This window comes from Micromonospora sp. NPDC047740, assembly GCF_043204735.1.
Lineage (GTDB): Bacteria > Actinomycetota > Actinomycetes > Mycobacteriales > Micromonosporaceae > Micromonospora.
The window spans coordinates 1-15,217 of the sequence record NZ_JBIDCT010000012.1 but is presented as its reverse complement, the minus strand read 5'-3'; the positions used below and the strand labels follow the sequence as shown (position 1 = coordinate 15,217).

Annotated in this window: 13 protein-coding genes, 1 tRNA gene and 1 riboswitch; of the genes, 9 read left to right on the top strand and 5 right to left on the bottom strand. The window is 70.4% G+C overall.

The window, feature by feature from the left end:
- Positions 1 to 160 precede the first annotated feature (160 nt).
- Both ACGF4F_RS22275 and ACGF4F_RS22270 read left to right on the top strand, forming a co-directional pair.
- On the top strand, positions 161 to 424 hold the full coding sequence (locus ACGF4F_RS22275; RefSeq protein WP_357434499.1) for a cell division protein CrgA: 264 nt from the start codon (positions 161 to 163) through the stop codon (positions 422 to 424).
- A 411-nt stretch (positions 425 to 835) separates the two neighbouring features.
- Positions 836 to 3,079: a heterodisulfide reductase-related iron-sulfur binding cluster gene (locus tag ACGF4F_RS22270; protein WP_393079882.1), complete on the top strand. Its 2,244-nt coding sequence runs from the start codon at positions 836 to 838 to the stop codon at positions 3,077 to 3,079.
- Positions 3,080 to 3,147: 68 nt separating this feature from the next.
- On the opposite strand, the gene ACGF4F_RS22265 is transcribed toward ACGF4F_RS22270, so the two are convergent.
- Positions 3,148 to 3,819, bottom strand: a complete 672-nt coding sequence (locus ACGF4F_RS22265; RefSeq protein ID WP_393079879.1) for a GPP34 family phosphoprotein — start codon at positions 3,817 to 3,819, stop codon at positions 3,148 to 3,150.
- 121 nt (positions 3,820 to 3,940) lie between these two features.
- Here ACGF4F_RS22265 and ACGF4F_RS22260 point away from each other — a divergent pair, with 121 nt between their 5' ends.
- The 3 genes from ACGF4F_RS22260 (at position 3,941) to ACGF4F_RS22250 (ending at position 7,425) form a co-directional block, all read left to right on the top strand.
- A complete protein-coding gene (locus ACGF4F_RS22260) occupies positions 3,941 to 5,248 on the top strand; it encodes a hemolysin family protein (RefSeq protein WP_393080232.1) in 1,308 nt (435 codons plus the stop codon).
- Entirely contained in the window at positions 5,241 to 6,245 is a 1,005-nt protein-coding gene (locus tag ACGF4F_RS22255) for a hemolysin family protein (protein WP_393079875.1), read from the top strand. The genes ACGF4F_RS22260 and ACGF4F_RS22255 overlap by 8 nt, the downstream gene beginning before the upstream one ends.
- Before the next feature lie 178 nt (positions 6,246 to 6,423).
- Positions 6,424 to 7,425, top strand: a complete 1,002-nt coding sequence (locus tag ACGF4F_RS22250) for a C40 family peptidase (protein ID WP_393079871.1) — start codon at positions 6,424 to 6,426, stop codon at positions 7,423 to 7,425.
- A gap of 63 nt (positions 7,426 to 7,488) precedes the next feature.
- On the opposite strand, the gene ACGF4F_RS22245 is transcribed toward ACGF4F_RS22250, so the two are convergent.
- Complete coding sequence (locus ACGF4F_RS22245) at positions 7,489 to 9,540, bottom strand: N-acetylmuramoyl-L-alanine amidase (RefSeq protein ID WP_393079868.1); 2,052 nt, start codon at positions 9,538 to 9,540, stop codon at positions 7,489 to 7,491.
- A gap of 232 nt (positions 9,541 to 9,772) precedes the next feature.
- Positions 9,773 to 9,908, top strand: a riboswitch (cyclic di-AMP (ydaO/yuaA leader).
- A 12-nt stretch (positions 9,909 to 9,920) separates the two neighbouring features.
- Between ACGF4F_RS22245 and ACGF4F_RS22240 the strand changes: the two genes are divergently transcribed.
- On the top strand, positions 9,921 to 10,955 hold the full coding sequence (locus tag ACGF4F_RS22240; RefSeq protein ID WP_393079864.1) for an NlpC/P60 family protein: 1,035 nt from the start codon (positions 9,921 to 9,923) through the stop codon (positions 10,953 to 10,955).
- 45 nt (positions 10,956 to 11,000) lie between these two features.
- On the opposite strand, the gene dcd is transcribed toward ACGF4F_RS22240, so the two are convergent.
- Positions 11,001 to 11,579 (bottom strand): dCTP deaminase, encoded by a 579-nt coding sequence (dcd, locus tag ACGF4F_RS22235; RefSeq protein WP_073836893.1) that lies wholly within the window; start codon positions 11,577 to 11,579, stop codon positions 11,001 to 11,003.
- 78 nt (positions 11,580 to 11,657) lie between these two features.
- On the opposite strand from dcd, the gene ACGF4F_RS22230 reads away from it, so the two are divergent.
- Positions 11,658 to 12,203, top strand: coding sequence for a pyridoxamine 5'-phosphate oxidase family protein (locus ACGF4F_RS22230; RefSeq protein ID WP_357434507.1), 546 nt, complete (start codon positions 11,658 to 11,660; stop codon positions 12,201 to 12,203).
- 66 nt (positions 12,204 to 12,269) lie between these two features.
- Here ACGF4F_RS22230 and ACGF4F_RS22225 read toward each other — a convergent pair whose 3' ends face one another.
- Entirely contained in the window at positions 12,270 to 13,253 is a 984-nt protein-coding gene (locus ACGF4F_RS22225; RefSeq protein ID WP_393079860.1) for a zinc metalloprotease, read from the bottom strand.
- Between the two features lie 243 nt (positions 13,254 to 13,496).
- Between ACGF4F_RS22225 and ACGF4F_RS22220 the strand changes: the two genes are divergently transcribed.
- Positions 13,497 to 13,570 (top strand) — tRNA-Gly (locus ACGF4F_RS22220).
- 51 nt (positions 13,571 to 13,621) lie between these two features.
- Here the strand turns inward: ACGF4F_RS22220 and ACGF4F_RS22215 are convergent.
- A complete protein-coding gene (locus ACGF4F_RS22215; protein WP_393079857.1) occupies positions 13,622 to 14,242 on the bottom strand; it encodes a site-specific integrase in 621 nt (206 codons plus the stop codon).
- Positions 14,243 to 14,507: 265 nt separating this feature from the next.
- On the opposite strand from ACGF4F_RS22215, the gene ACGF4F_RS22210 reads away from it, so the two are divergent.
- Positions 14,508 to 14,873 carry a hypothetical protein gene (locus ACGF4F_RS22210; protein ID WP_393079854.1) on the top strand — a complete coding sequence of 122 codons (366 nt, stop codon included), beginning with the start codon at positions 14,508 to 14,510 and terminating at the stop codon, positions 14,871 to 14,873.
- Positions 14,874 to 15,217: the final 344 nt, after the last annotated feature.

Here is a 15,217-nt window from a genome sequence, read left to right as displayed (position 1 = left end):
CCCGCCTTTTCGGTCACTCCGCGCACTGGCCTGACCCCATTCGTGGCCTGGACGCTCCGTCGGGACTACGCTAGCTGTCGAACCATTATTGGCCATGGACCGTCGCCCCCGCGCCCGGTTGTCAGGCCGGACGAGGTCGTACCCCCCTCTGGAGAGCGTCGTGCCCAAGTCTCAGGTCCGCAAGAAGAAGGTGTACACCCCGCCGACGGACGTTCGTCCCACGGCAACGGCGGCGACGCGCAAGCCGAGCCCCATCTGGCTGCCGATCACGGCCGTGACGCTGATCGTCGTCGGCATCGGCTGGCTGGTCGTGTACTACCTCTCCGAGCAGGCATACCCGGTCATGTCGTGGGGTTACTGGAACCTCGCGGTGGGCTTCGGCGCGATGGTCGCCTCGCTGATCCTGCTCTCCCGCTGGCGCTGACCGGTCGACGTCCGGCCCGCCCCCCGCGACCCTTCAGTTCGGCGCGGCTGACGCCGCACAGCGATCTGAAGCTGTCGTACCGGGGCGGGCTGTCGGCCCTGTCCTGCCCCGGGCGGCCGCCGCTGACCGGTTCCACCATCCGCTCCATGGGGTTATGTCACGCCGCGACGCCCCTGCCCGGCGGACGGCGCCCGGTCCCCCTAAGGTGTCGGCAGGGCGGCGTGGCCGGATGCGAGATGACTCACGTTACTGCTGGGTAACCTTGCGCGTAGGCTGCACTGCATGACCGAGCGGAGCGAGGTCATCGACCGGTCGGGTCGGGGTGGTGGGAGCGGCGCAACGCCGGCCCAGCCCTGAGCCCCGCGCGGTCGCCGAGCCGCTCGACAGGCAGCAGACCGGGAGGCCAACTCGATGGGCAGCGTCCAGATCGTCACCACGATCCTCGCGGCCGCCGTCACCGCCGTGGCGGTGGGGCTTGCGGTGCGCGCGGTCATGCAGATGGTGGCCGTCATCCGGCTCGGGCAACCGGCCCCGGAGCGGTTCGCCGACAAGGGCGCCCGCACGACGAAGATGCTGGTGGAGACCGCCGGTCACACCCGCATGCTCAAGTGGAGCGTGGTGGGCACCGCGCACTGGTTCGTGATGGTCGGGTTCATCGTGCTGTCGCTGCTGGTGCTCGAGGCGTACTTCGAGGTGGTCACGCCCGGCGGCGGCCTGCCGATCATCGGGCACTGGACGTTCTTCGGCCTGGTCACCGAGCTGATCGGCATCTTCGGCCTGCTCGGCATCCTGGTGCTGATGGCGATTCGGCTGCGCAACCGGCCGAACCGGCCCGGCAACCGGTCCCGGTTCACCGGCTCCACCATGTGGCAGGGCTACTTCGTGGAGTGGGTCGTCCTGCTGGTCCTGATCTTCGGCTTCGTGATCCGGGGCTTCAAGGTCGCCACCGACCACTTCGAGTTCCCGGTCTGGGCCACCCCGCTCAGCCACGCGGTCGGCGCGGCGCTCCCGGCTTGGACGGCCGGCGTGAGCATCGCCGCGCTCGTCAAGATCGTCATCTCGATGACCTGGCTCATCGTGATCTCGCTGAACGTCACCATGGGCGTCGCCTGGCACCGCTTCCTCGCGTTCCCCAACATCTTCTTCAAGCGCGACCCGGAGAAGCCGGCCGGCTCCGGCCTCGGCCCGCTGCGGCCGATGACGAGCGGCGGCAAGCCGCTCGACTTCGAGGAGGCCGACCCGGAGAAGGACCAGTTCGGTGTCGCCCAGGTCGAGCAGTTCACCTGGAAGGGCCTGCTGGACTTCAGCACCTGCACCGAGTGCGGCCGCTGCCAGTCGCAGTGCCCGGCGTGGAACACCGGCAAGCCGCTGTCGCCGAAGCTGCTGGTGCTGAGTCTGCGCGACCACGCGTACGCCAAGGCGCCGTACCTGCTGGCCGGCGGCGGCAAGGACCTGACCGGTGAGGAGAAGGCCACCCAGGAGCAACTGGCGAACGTCGACGTGCTGGCTCTGGCCGAGGCCGACCGGCCGCTGATCGGCACCGCCGCCGACGGTGGCGTCATCGATCCGGACGTGCTCTGGTCCTGCACCACCTGCGGCGCCTGCGTCGAGCAGTGCCCGGTGGACATCGAGCACGTCGACCACATCGTCGACATGCGCCGCTACCAGGTGCTGATCGAGTCGAGCTTCCCGTCCGAGGCCGGCGTCATGCTCCGCAACCTGGAGAACAAGGGCAACCCGTGGGGCGCCCCGCAGAACACCCGGGAGGACTGGACCAAGGGCCTCGGCTTCGAGGTGCCCCGGGTCGGCGAGGTCGAGGACTTCGAGTACCTGTTCTGGGTCGGCTGCGCCGGCGCGTTCGAGGACCGGGCCAAGAAGACCACCCGCGCGGTCGCCACGCTGCTGCACGAGGCCGGCGTCACCTTCGCCATCCTCGGTGAGGGCGAGACCTGCACCGGTGACCCGGCCCGCCGGATCGGCAACGAGTTCGTCTTCCAGATGCTCGCCCAGCAGAACGTCGAGACGCTGAACGAGGCGTTCGAGGGCCGGGAGCGGAGCAAGCGCAAGATCGTCGCCACCTGCCCGCACTGCTTCAACACCCTGGGCAACGAGTACGGCCAGCTCGGCGGCGAGTTCGAGGTGGTTCACCACACCCAACTCCTGGCCCACCTGGTCGCCACCGGCAAGCTCACCCCGGTGCAGCCCGTGGATGGCGGCCTCACCTACCACGACCCCTGCTACCTGGGCCGGCACAACCGGGTATTCACCCCGCCGCGCGAGGTGTTGGGCGCCGCCCTCGGCGGCGGCCAGGGCGGCCCAGCCGGCGCTTCCGGTGCGGGCCGCGACAGCGGCCTGATCGAGATGCCGCGGAACAGCGAGCGCTCCTTCTGCTGCGGTGCCGGCGGTGCCCGGATGTGGATGGAGGAGAAGATCGGCAAGCGGATCAACGTGGACCGGGTCGAGGAGGCCATGTCCACCGGGGCGAGGACCATCGCGGTCGGCTGCCCGTTCTGCTCGACGATGCTCAACGACGGGGTCAACGGCAAGGGCGCCGGGGAGCAGGTCGAGGTGATCGACGTCGCCAGCGTGCTGCTCCGCTCGGTCAAGCCGGAGAGCACCCGGGGCGACAAGGAAGCCGAGCCGGTCGCCGGCTGAGGCGTACGCCGGGACAGCCCGGCACTCGACGGCGGTGGCCCCCGGCGGTGCCACCGCCGTCGTGGTGTCTAGGTGGCGGCGGTGGTGGCGATGACGGCGGCCGTGATGGCCGTGAGCACCGCCGCCTGGGTCTCCTCGATCGCCTTCCGGGTCGCCGCGGACGCCCAGTCGCCGGCCGTGATCTCGGCCAGCCGGGCCTTGACCCGGTCCTTCGGCAGGTCCGGGAAGAGTTTGCGGTCCAGCCCGACCGACCGGCTCAGCGCGATCAGCGCGGCGGTCCGCGCGTCGACCGGCCCGTCGGCCACGACTGCGGCGTGCATCCGCCGCCGGGCCTGCGTCTCCGGCACCGGCTCGCCGCCGGTGGGCGAGGGATACCGGGTACGCGGGAAGAGCCCGAGCACCCGGTCCGACTCGCGTCGGAGCACACCGGCCTCGACCAGCCCGGCCAGCACCCGGTCGGAGAGCTGCCGGGCCAGCCGCCCGACCCAGTCCTTGGGCCGGCGGCGCTTGCCCTCCGCGCCGACCCTGGCCAGGGCCTCGTCCAGCACCGGGTGCCCGACCGGGGTCGGGTCGACGACGGCCAGCCGGCCCTCGACCACCTCGACGCGGCCGGCGAGGGTCAGCTCCAGCAGCACCGCCCCGGCGAGCCCGTAGTCCAGGTGCGGGCGGCCCAGCCGGTTGGTGCCGGCGTCGTCGTAGGCGAGGAGGACCAGTTCGTCGGCGAGAGTGAGCCCGTTCATGGCCGCCACGCTAGCCCGGCCGGGCCACCCCGGGCTCACGTCCACTCGTGCCGCTGGCGGGGCCGTGGAAGAATCGCGCCGAGGTGAGCCGATCATCGATGCCCTGTTGGTCACCACGCTGTTGCCCCTGGTCGGCTTCGTCCTGCTGACCGCCGGCAACGCGTTCTTCGTCGCGGCCGAGTTCGCCCTGGTCACGGTGGACCGCGCGGAGATCGACCGGCGGGCCGGCGAGGGCGACGGCCGGGCCGCCACGGTACGCCGGGCGCTGCGCGAGCTCTCCTTCCAGCTCTCCGGCGCGCAGCTCGGCATCACCATCACCGCGCTGCTCACGGGCTACCTGGCCGAACCCGCCCTGGCCCGGCTCTTCGCCCCGCTGCTGCGCCCGCTCAGCGGGGCGGAGCGGTTCAGTACGCTGCTCGCCCTCGCGCTGGCCACGCTGATCTCGATGCTCTTCGGCGAGCTGGTGCCGAAGAACCTCGCGCTGGCCCGGCCGATGCCGGCCGCGCTCGCCACCGCCGGGCCGATGCGGACCTTCGCCCGGACCTTCGGCTGGCTGATCCGGTTGCTGAACGACTCGGCGAACCGGCTGGTCCGCCGGCTCGGGGTGGAGCCGCAGGAGGAACTGGCCAGCGCCCGGTCGCCGGAGGAACTGGGCCTGCTCGCCGCGATCTCGGCCCGGGCCGGTGCGCTCCCGCCGGACACAGCGATGCTGCTGCGCCGCACCATCCGCTTCGGCGACAAGCGGGCCGCGGAGGCGATGACGCCCCGGGTGGACGTGATTGCGCTGCGGGCCACCGCGACCGTCGCCGAGCTGCTGGACCTGTCCCGGGAGACCGGCCGGACCCGGTTCCCCGTCTACGAGGAGACGCTGGACCTCGTCACCGGCGTCGCCGGGGTGCCGGACGCGCTCGGCGTACCGCTGGCGCAGCGGACGAGGACGACCGTCGCCGCGGTCGCCCGCGAACCGGTGTACGTGCCGGAGAGCCTCGATCTGGACGGCGTGCTCGCCGCCCTCAAGTCGGCCGGCGCCGACCTGGCCATCGTGGTCGACGAGTACGGCGGCACCGACGGCGTGGTGACCGTGGAGGACCTGGTCGAGGAGCTGGTCGGGGAGATCGCCGACGAGTTCGACCCGGACGCGGTGGACGAGCTCGGGCCGGTGGAGCTGACCGTGCCGGGTGGGGAGCGGACCGTCCTGGTGGACGGCGTGCTGCGCGCGGACGAGTTGGCCGAGCAGACCGGGTTCCGGCTGCCCGAGGGCCCGTACGAGACCCTCGCCGGCTTCCTGATGGCCCGCCTCGGGCATATCCCCGTACCCGGGGAGACCGTCGAGGCGGGCGGGTACGAGTTCACCGTGGTCGAGGTCGAGCGGCACCGGATCGAGCAGGTCCGGGTGGTCCGCCCCGAGGAGCCGGACGACGATGAGTGAGCTGGCCGTCGCCGTCCTGCTGCTGTTCGGCAACGCCTTCTTCGTGGGCAGCGAGTTCGCGCTGATCGCCTCCCGCCGTACGGTGATCGAGCCGCTCGCGGTGACCTCGAAACGCGCCCGGTGGGCGCTCGCCGCGATGAACCAGATCCCGCTGATGATCGCCGGGGCGCAGCTCGGCATCACGGTCTGCTCGCTCGGCCTCGGCGCGATCGCCGAGCCGGCGCTGGCCCACCTGCTGGAGACGCCGTTCGAGGCGCTCGGGCTGCCCGCCTCCGGGGTGCACCCGGTGGCCTTCGTGTTCGCCCTGGGCGTGGTGGTCTACCTGCACACCGTGGTCGGCGAGATGGTGCCGAAGAACATCACCCTGGCCGGTCCGGAGCTGTCGGCGCTCTGGCTGGGCCCGGCGATGCTGGCGTTCTGCCTGGCCACCAAGCCGCTGCTGCTGGCCATGAAGTGGTCGGCCCGGCAGGTGCTGCGGTGGTGGCGGGTCGAGGCGACGGACGCCGTGAAGACCGTGTTCACGGCCGAGGAACTGGCCGGGCTGGTCTCCCAGGCGCGGACCGAGGGGCTGCTGGACGCCGAGGAGCATGCCCGGATCACCGGCGCGCTGGCTCTGCACAGCCGTACCGCGGCGGACGCGCTGCAACCCTGGTCGACGGTGACCACGGTGGCCGAGGACGTGTCACCGGCCTCGCTGGAGGTGCTGGCGACCCGTACCGGCCGGTCCCGGTTCCCGGTGGTGCAACGGTCCACCCGGCGGGTGCTCGGCTTCGTCCACGTGAAGGACGTGCTCGGGTACGCGGGCGCGAGTCGGCGCGCGCCGGTGCCCGCCGAGGTCTACCGGCCGCTGGCGGTGGTGCCACCCGACCGTACGCTGGCCGACCTGTTGCTCTCGATGCGGCGCGAGCGACGGCACATGGTCCTGGTGAGTGACGGACGTCGACCTCTGGGTGTGGTGACGCTCGACGATGTATTGACGGCAATCGTTGGGAAGTGATTGAACACCGTTTGTGTGCAAGCGGTTGCGCATACGTGATATAGCGATACGCCGCCTTGATTCCACCCCGTCGCCTTCCCTAATGTGGGGCACCGACCGCTGTGGTCGTCTGCCTCGACTTCCCCTCTCGCGAGGCGCCCGGCGGTCGGTTGCAAAGGAGTCCGTGCCGGTGGCAACCATGCCCCCTCATCGTCACGCCCCGAGCCAGCCGCCCGCCCCACCGGTCGGGGCGCGCCGGGTCGTACGCCGTCTCCTCACCCTGGTCGCGGCCGTCGCGGTCGGTGCCGGGCTGCTGGCGGCTCCGGCGCACGCGGCGCCGTCCGTGGATGAGATCGACGCGCAGATCGACAAGCAGTGGGAACAGCTCGAGCCCACGATTGAGAACTACAACAAGGTCCGCGCCCAGCTCAAGGTCAACAAGAAGAAGTCGGACGACCTTGAGAAGAAGATGGTGCCGTTGCAGCTGCAGTCGGACCTGGCGATGAACCAGGTTGGCGACATGGCGGCCCGCTACTACATGCGCGGGCCCTCGCAGGAGATCGGTGCCCTGCTGACGAGCACCAAGCCGGGCATCCTCGGTGAGCAGCTCGTCATCCTCGATCACCTGGCCGCCGAGCAGAAGAAGCAGGTCGCCAGCGTGCTCGCCGTCCGGGACAAGTACAACCGGCAGAAGCGGAAGCTGGACGAGCTGATCGCCACCCAGACGAAGCAGAGCAATGAGCTGGCGGCGAAGAAGAAGCAGATCGACAGCGAGATCAAGCGGCTGACCGCGATGCTGCCGGTGACCTCGATCCGTCCGGCGGGCTGCCCGGCCATCGACGGCGTGGTGAGCAGCGCCGCGCGGACCGCGATCAAGACCGCGTGCGCCCAGGTCGGCGATCCGTACGTGTGGGGCGCCACCGGCCCGAACGCCTTCGACTGCTCCGGCCTCACCCAGTACGCCTACAAGGCCGCGGGCATCTCCCTCACCCACTTCACGGGAGCGCAGTGGAACGAGGGCAGGGCCGTGTCCCGCAGCGACGCGCGCCCCGGTGACCTGGTCTTCTTCTACAGCGACCTGCACCATGTCGGCCTGTATCTCGGCAACGGCATGATGGTGCACGCGCCACGGACCGGCAAACCGGTCCAGGTAACCAAGATCAGCTACATGCCGGTCGCCGGCTTCCGCCGCGTCAGCTAACCCTCTCGAGCAGCACGAAGGCCCCCGGTCCGTGTGGACCGGGGGCCGTCGTTTCGCCGAGGGTCAGCTGGGGGAGCCGATCGACGCCGGCGTGATCTGCACGTCGTCGAGGTTCACGTACATCACCCGGTGGCCGAACTGCACCTGGACGTACTTGTTCTCGCCGCGGACCACCGTCCGGTCACCCGGCGCCGAACCGTCGAAGGAGACGGCCCGGTAGTACTCGCCCGGGAGGACGCCGCCGACCGCGTACCGCTGACCGGCCGGGAAGGTGTACTGCAGCGGCGAGATGGCCTGGTACGGGATCGTGGCCGGGTAGGCGGCCCGTTCGGGGTAGGCCCGCCCGTACACCGGGATGCTGGTCTTGCCCGGCTTGGGGGTCACCACGAAGCCGTTCGCCCACTTCGCCGTCGGCGCCGAGGTCGGGTTGTAGAACCAGGCCTTCTGGCCGAGGTACCAGATCGCGGTCCAGTCGCCCTGGATGCCCGCGAGGGCGTACGTCTGACCGGCCGAGGCGCGGGCGCCGTGATCCTTGATGTACATGGTGTTCGGCGTGCCGTTCGGGCGCAGCCCCAGGTCGTTGACCAGCGGCGCGGTCGGGCTCGGGGCGGTGCGCAGGATGACGGAGGAGGAGCCCCGCAGCGGGCAGGGCTCGGCCGTCGGCGGCACCGGTCCCGGTGGCAACGGGGGCTGCTGGTTGCAGCCGGTGAAGGCCGGCTGGTTGCTGGCGTAGTCCGGGTCGATGGTGACCAGGCCGGTGTTCGGCGTGCCGGTCGAGTGGAACGGCGCCTTCAGCAGATCGAAGTAGTGCGACCAGTCCCAGTACGGGCCCGGGTCCCAGTGCATCCCGGCGACGTTCCCGGCGAGGATGCCGGGGACGTTGTCGTGGCCGAGGATGTGCTGCCGGTCCAGCGGGATCTGGAACCGCAGCGCCAGGTGCCGGACCAGCTTGGCCGAGGCCCGGTACATCGCCTCGGTGTACCAGGTGCCGCGGCCGGCGTAGCCCTCGTGTTCGACGCCGATGGACTTGGCGTTGACGTACCAGTTGCCGGCCTGCCAGCCGACGTCCTTGGCCTTGATGTGCTGGGCCACGTAGCCGTCCACCGAACGCAACGTGTAGTGCCAGCCCAGGTAGGTCACGTCCTGGACCGCGTTCACGCTGCCCCGGAAAGAGCCCTCGGTGTCGTGGATGATGATGTATTCGAGCTTCTGCTGGGCCGGCCGGTTGCCGATGTCGTAGTTGCCGTAGTCCACGATGTTCGTCTTGGGGATCGTGTACTCCCCGTACGGCGCGGGAATCCACTCGCAGGCGAGGCGGACCGGGCACTCCAGGCCATCCGGCCGCTCGGCGCGGCGCAGGCCGAGCTTGTGCAGCCCGGACTGGTCCGGCGTCACCGTGGTGGCGGCGAGGGTCACCCGCTGGCCGTCGTCGGTGGTCCGGCTGGCACCCTGGCCGATCTGGTCGTACACCTCGTCGGCGAAGGCCGCCGCGGCGTCCTCGGTGTCCGCGCCGGAGTATCGGGCCACCGCGCCGTACCAGGCCGCCGGGTCGCTGCCGGCGCCGACCGGCCCGCCCAGGTCCTGCTGGTACGAGGCCAGCAGCGCCGCGCCGCCCCGGATGTTGGCCGCTGCCTCGTCGCGCAGGGTCTCCTTCGACACGCCGGTGAGGTCGGCGGCGGCGTCGAGGGTCTGCAGGGACGCCTCGGGCAGGGTGTCCCCGGAAGGCGCGGCGGCGGCGGTCAGGTCGACGGTGAGCGGGCGGGAGTCGTCGCCGCGGGGGTCCTCGTTCTCGTCCACGTGCGCGCTGGACGGAGTCGAGGCGACCTGCTCGGCGTCGGTGAGGTGCATCGGGCCGTAGCCGCCGCTGGTGCTGGGCTGGCCGGAGTGGGTGTCCCAGCGGGACTCCAGGTAGGAGACGCCCAGCAGGACGCTCTGCGGCACGCCGTACTCCGCCGCCGCGGCGGCGTACTGCTGCTGGCGGTCCGGGCTGTCGGTGGTGCCGGCGGCGGTGAGGGGCGCCGCCACAGTGGGACCGCTGGTCGCGAGAGCGGTGGCCGCCGCGACGGCGGCGGCCAGCAGTATCCGTCTGCGCGATGGCAGGGCTGAGAGGTGCATCGAACCTCCAGATAGGGATGGGGGTGACTGCGTCCCCACCCTCACTCCGCAGATGGCCCCAGGTCAATACCTTTCCAGGTGGTGATGATGGGCGTAAAAAACCTTCACCGCCGGGTGGTTTCCGAATCTGCGTACGGAGTGTCACGGCGGATCGGGTTGCGGATTGATAACGACGGTCCCTACTCTGGTCAGTTGTCGACCGGTAGGTTCACCGTCCATCCCGGGTGGTGACGGTCCGACACCGCCGAGTCGCCGCCAGGCGAGCCGGGGACCCAGGTACCTGGGGTGAATCCGCAGCCACTGCGGTAGGGCGGCTCCCTTCCCGCCCGAACCCGTCAGCTAACCCGGTAGGCGGGCAGGAAGAAGGAGTACGGAGCCCGGTGGCAAACCATGCCCCGCGGCCACCGTCGGACCGGTCGGTCGACCGGTCGACGGCTGCGCCGCGTTCACGCTGGTCCCGCTTCACCACCGCCCTCGCCGCCCTGGTCGGCACCGCCGTCGTCCTGACCGGCGGCGCCACGGCGGCCCACGCCGAACCGTCGGTCACCGAGATCGAGCGCCAGATCGACCAGGACTGGAACAAGCTCGAACCGATCATCGAACAGGTCAACTCCACCCGCGAGAAGCTCGCCGTCCGGCGCAAGCAGGCCGACGCGCTGGAGAAGCAGATCGCCCCGCTCGAGGCCCAGGTCGACGCCGCCCTCGGGCAGGTCGGCGGGCTGGCTGCCGACGCGTACAAGGGCAACAACCTCAGCACCGTCAACGCCCTGCTGGGCAGCCGGTCGCCGAGCGAGGTGGTCAACAGCCTCGAACTGCTCGACCGCTACGCGCACCACCAGCACGAGCAGGTGCAGGCCGTCATGGAGCTGCGCGACCAGTTGGCCGCGAAGAAGAAGCCGCTGGACGCGATGGTCGCCCAGTTGGCCCGTACCGAAGCTCAGCTCGCGGCCCAGAAGAAGCAGATCGACGCCGAGATCGCCCGGCTCCAGAAGCTCCGGCTCAAGGTGTACGGCAACGGCGGCGGCGGACCGCTGCGTCCCGCGCCCTGCCCCGCCGGCTACCCGGGCGGCCCGGCCGGTGTCGCGGTCAAGTTCGCCTGCGCCCAGATCGGCAAGATCTACGTCTGGGGCGCCGCCGGCCCGGACCACTACGACTGCTCCGGCCTGACCATGGCGGCCTGGGCCAAGGCCGGGGTCTCCCTGCCGCACAACGCCCGCGAGCAGCACGACGTCACCCGGCGGGTGAGCCGCGGCGAGCTACGCCCCGGTGACCTGGTCTTCTACTACAGCGACCTGCACCACGTCGGGATGTACGTCGGCGGCGGCTGGGTGGTGCACGCCTCCCAGTCCGGCAAGCCGATCACGATGAAACGCGTCGACGACGGCCAGATCAACAGCTACGGCCGCCCGGGCTGACGGGTACGCAGGGGCTTCCGCGTCGCGGAAGCCCCTGCGTCGTGCTCAGCGGGTCGGCCAGGTACGCCAGTTCTGCCAGGACCGGCTCGGGGTCGGCCCGCGCTGCCCCTGGTAGCGCGAGCCGTAGACCGCCGAGCCGTACGGGTGCTCGGCCGGCGACGAGAGCCGGAAGATGCAGAGCTGGCCGATCTTCATGCCGGGCCAGAGCGTGATCGGCAGATTGGCCACGTTGGAGAGTTCCAGCGTGACGTGCCCGGAGAAGCCCGGGTCGATGAAACCGGCGGTGGAGTGGGTGAGCAGCCCGAGTCGGCCCAGGCTGGACTTGCCCTCGAGCCGGCCGGCCAGCTGGTCGCCCAGCGAGATCACCTCGAGCGTTGAGGCGAGCACGAACTCGCCCGGGTGCAGCACGAACGGCTCGCCCTCGGGTACCTCCACCATCGAGGTCAGGTCGTCCTGCTGCTGGGACGGGTCGATGTGCGTGTAGAGGTGGTTGTTGAAGACCCGGAAGAGCCGGTCCAGGCGTACGTCGATGCTGGACGGCTGCACCAGCGTAGGCTCGAAGGGCTCCAGCGCGAGTGCGCCCGCCTTGATCTCGGAGACCAGGTCGCGGTCGGAGAGCAGCATCGGAACACCATAGCGACCGGTACGGGCGACCTGCGTGTCGGACTACATCTTCGTACACGTGTTCGATAGAATGTCCGCATGGCTTCCTGGTCCGAATTCGCCGCCGACGAGCCCCGGCTCGCCGACGAGATCCGCGTTCTCCTGCAGCAGTACGGGCCGGGCTTCGGCTACCTCGCCACGGTCCGCGCCGACGGCGGCCCCCGGGTCCACCCGGTCTCCCCGGTCATCACCGACGACGGGCTCTACTGCTTCGTCATCGACTCGCCCAAGCGCCGCGACCTCGAACGCGACGGCCGCTACGCGCTGCACTCGTTCCCGCCTGAGGAGAGCGACGACGAGGCGTACGTCGCCGGCCGGGCCCATCCGGTGACCGACCCGGCGACCGTGGCCCGAGTGGCCGGGATCGGCCGGGCCGCGCCGCACGTCGACTGGCGGCTGTTCGAGTTCACCGTCGACGTGGCGATGCTGACCCGGCGCGACCAGGCGGCCCACCTCGGCGCGGGCCGGCCGCAGGTGCGGGTCTGGCTCGACCCGCAGGCGGCCGCTCCCGCGCGGCGTGCCCCGGCTGTGCCCGAGGGGCGGCGCGGCCGTCACGGCTTCGACACCCGCCGCCCGGCCGCCTGACCGTATGAACACCGGTGCCGGCCCCGTCCGAGGACGAGGCCGGCACCGGTTCGCTGTGCTCGGCGGTCACGCCGCGCGGTAGGCGTTCCATGCGGTCAGCATCCGGCTCGCCTGGCCCGAGGTGAACTGGTACATGCACGAGTCGTAGGTGTAGTCCATGAAGTTGGTGATCGGGTCCAGGCCCGGCGCCGTGCAGGTGTCCCGACCGGTCGGGCACTGGTACGCCGGCGAGGCCTCGGCCGCGGTGTCGTCCACGCTGTCGCCCGAGCCCGAGCAGCCGCCCTGGAAGGTGTGGTAGAGGTTCAGCCAGTGGCCGATCTCGTGGGTGCCGGTGTCGCCCTGGTTGTAGTTGGTGGCGGTGCCACCCGGCAGCGACTCGCTCAGCACGACCACGCCGTCCATGCTGTCGAGCTTGCGCTTCGGGAAGGTTGCCCAGCCGAGCAGGCCGTCGCTGAGTTCGCCGAGGTACATGTTCAGCGTGTTCTTGCCGCCCTCGCGCAGGGTGGTCTTCATCGACCGCTCAGCCGAGGAACCCGAGATGATCGGGTACCAGGACGGGTTGGTGACCCGGTTGATCTTCTGGAGCTGGAAGCTGAACGCGGTGGGTGCGCCGCCGGTGGCGCCGCTGTAGGCCTGGTTGAGCACGCTGATCTGCTGCGTGATCATCGAATCCGGGATGTTGCCGCCGGCGCGGGTGCTGTCTCGCTGGATGACGTGCACCACGACCGGGATGGTCACGGTTGCCAGGGGTGCGACCCCGGCGCCGGCCCGGAACCGGGCCCGCTCGGCCTGGGCGGCGGCGAGATCCGCCTCCCGCTCACGGACCTGGGCGGCGGTGAGCTCGTTCGGCTCGTGCTTGGCGTGCGCGCCGGCCTTGACCCGGGCGTCCGAGTGGACGTCGGCCGGCTCGACGCAGCCGCCCACCGGGGCGGCCGAGAAGGCCGAAGCGGCCGGGACGACGCCCACCGCGGCGGTGCTGAGCAGCAGCGCGAGCGTCGTCGACGCGACACCGGCGGTACGCCGGGTCAGCAGGTTGGGACGAAGTCCCATGGGCCCACCTCTTTCTGGCGGCGCGACCGGGGGTGTGTCACGCCGTGGCTGAAACGTTGGGGAGACGTTACAACCGATCGACAGATTTGAGAATGGCCATGTTTTGCCGCCGTGAAACTTTCTCCTGCTGAGGCCGGGCGCTCAGGTTGCAAGATCGTTTCGAGCCGGTTCGCGGCGCGTGGGAGCCGCCATGGGGTACCTGGGTGCACGGAGGCGGTGACCTCAGGTACAGTGGTGCCGCCTGCGGGTGTAGTTCAATGGCAGAACATCAGCTTCCCAAGCTGACAGTGCGGGTTCGATTCCCGTCACCCGCTCCAACGCGAGGCCCCAGCTCAGGACAGGTTTCCTGGCTGGGGCCTCAGCCGTTGCTACCGCTTCTTGCGCTGGCCGTGCCCGTTACGTGCCCGATCCCGCTCTGCTTGATCTGCGAGCTGAGCGTCAGCGATGTGTTCGTCGCGCTCGCGGGCCGTGTGCTGATAGATCATCGCCGCCCGGGTGGAGGCATGGCCCATCCGGGCCATCAGGTCGGCCAGGCTGGCACCGGTCCGGGACGCCAGGGTGTTGCCCGTGTGCCGCAGGTCGTGGAAGTGGAAGCCGGGCAGCCCGGTCGCCGCCACCGATTCCCGCCACTTGCAGGCGGTCTGGAAGTTGGAGCGGCGTAGGGCGGCACCCTTCGCGCCCGTGAAGACGATCGCGTCCTGGTCCTCGTCGACGAAGTCGTCCAGGTGTGCGCGGATGTCGCGGCGGATCGCGTCGGGAATGGTGACGGTCCGGATGCCAGCATCGGTCTTGGGCGGTCCGAAGGTGAGGCTTCCGTCTGAGCGCTCGACCAGGGTCGCGCGGACCGTGAGGGTCCGACAGCGGGGGTCGAAGTCGCGGCGACGTAGGGCGGCCAGCTCTCCGTATCGGAGGCTTGCGAAGGCGGCGAGCAGGATCAGGGCGCGAAACCGGCCAGGCACGATGTCGGCGAGCTGGAAGACCTGGGCCACAGTGGCAGTAGGTCGCTCAGCCGTGCGCTCGATGCCGGCACCCTTGACCCGGCAGGGGTTGCGCCGGATGAGTTCATCATCAACGGCGGTGTTCAGGGCAGCGCGCAGCAGACGGTACGCCTTGGCGACCCGCAGGTCCCGAGACCGGGGATGGCCTGGATCGCCGTGTAACCGTGGCGGACCGGGCGGCGGCCCGCTCCCCAGGAGGGCGGGTCGGCGGCAGACAGTGGCAGCCGGGCAGGCAAGGCGCGTCTATGGTGTCGCCGTGGACGATCGCAACGTCGAGGCTCATGAGCACTCGGACCAGCATGAGGTGTTCAGGTCCTTGCCCTTCCCCTTCAGCGATGGCCGGTTCCCCGACAACCTCGGGGCGGTCGTCCAACGAACCGTGCTGGACGGTGTAGAGCCAGCGCGTGAGGTCATCCATACCGGCGAGAACTCCTGGCTTGTCGGTGACGGCGTGAACGACCCGAATCAACCCGGCGCTGTGGTCGTGACGTGCATGATGCACGTCGTTGAGCGGAACTCGTCGGTGGCTCAGCTGGCGAGCCTTCCGATCGGCCAGGTGGCCCACCGCGAGAACCCCGGCCAGCCATGGTTGATTGAGCCCCACTCATGGCCTGAGGGATAGCGAGCCCAGCTCGACGCCCGCGCCCGTTACGTGCCCGATGTAACGGTCAACAGCGGCCATCGGCGGCACGTTGACGAGCCTCAAGCTGAACGGCCGAGGCTTCTCCATCAGTTGGCGCGGCTACCCAAGCCGTCGATCAACCCGATTCCCAAGCTGTTTCTGGGTCTCTTCCGGGCGCTGCGCATGCAGGAAAATCGTGGGCGGGGTCGCCCGCCGATGTCGTTACTTTCATGGCGCTGGTGAGGCCGGCAAGCTGTTTGACGCTGGGAGCCGCTTCGAGGGGCTGCGCATTGTTGCTACGAGCACGAGGGTCCGACTCTTCATCTTCCCCGCCGGCTCCCGCG

What these genes read in the sequence shown, in the direction of transcription:
- ACGF4F_RS22270 (WP_393079882.1), top strand. Translation starts at nt 836, where the DNA reads ATGGGCAGCGTCCAGATCGTCACCACGATCCTCGCGGCCGCCGTCACC.
- ACGF4F_RS22265 (WP_393079879.1), bottom strand. Translation starts at nt 3,819, where the DNA reads ATGAACGGGCTCACTCTCGCCGACGAACTGGTCCTCCTCGCCTACGAC.
- ACGF4F_RS22255 (WP_393079875.1), top strand. Translation starts at nt 5,241, where the DNA reads ATGAGTGAGCTGGCCGTCGCCGTCCTGCTGCTGTTCGGCAACGCCTTC.
- ACGF4F_RS22250 (WP_393079871.1), top strand. Translation starts at nt 6,424, where the DNA reads ATGCCCCCTCATCGTCACGCCCCGAGCCAGCCGCCCGCCCCACCGGTC.
- ACGF4F_RS22245 (WP_393079868.1), bottom strand. Translation starts at nt 9,540, where the DNA reads ATGCACCTCTCAGCCCTGCCATCGCGCAGACGGATACTGCTGGCCGCC.
- dcd (WP_073836893.1), bottom strand. Translation starts at nt 11,579, where the DNA reads ATGCTGCTCTCCGACCGCGACCTGGTCTCCGAGATCAAGGCGGGCGCA.
- ACGF4F_RS22230 (WP_357434507.1), top strand. Translation starts at nt 11,658, where the DNA reads ATGGCTTCCTGGTCCGAATTCGCCGCCGACGAGCCCCGGCTCGCCGAC.
- ACGF4F_RS22225 (WP_393079860.1), bottom strand. Translation starts at nt 13,253, where the DNA reads ATGGGACTTCGTCCCAACCTGCTGACCCGGCGTACCGCCGGTGTCGCG.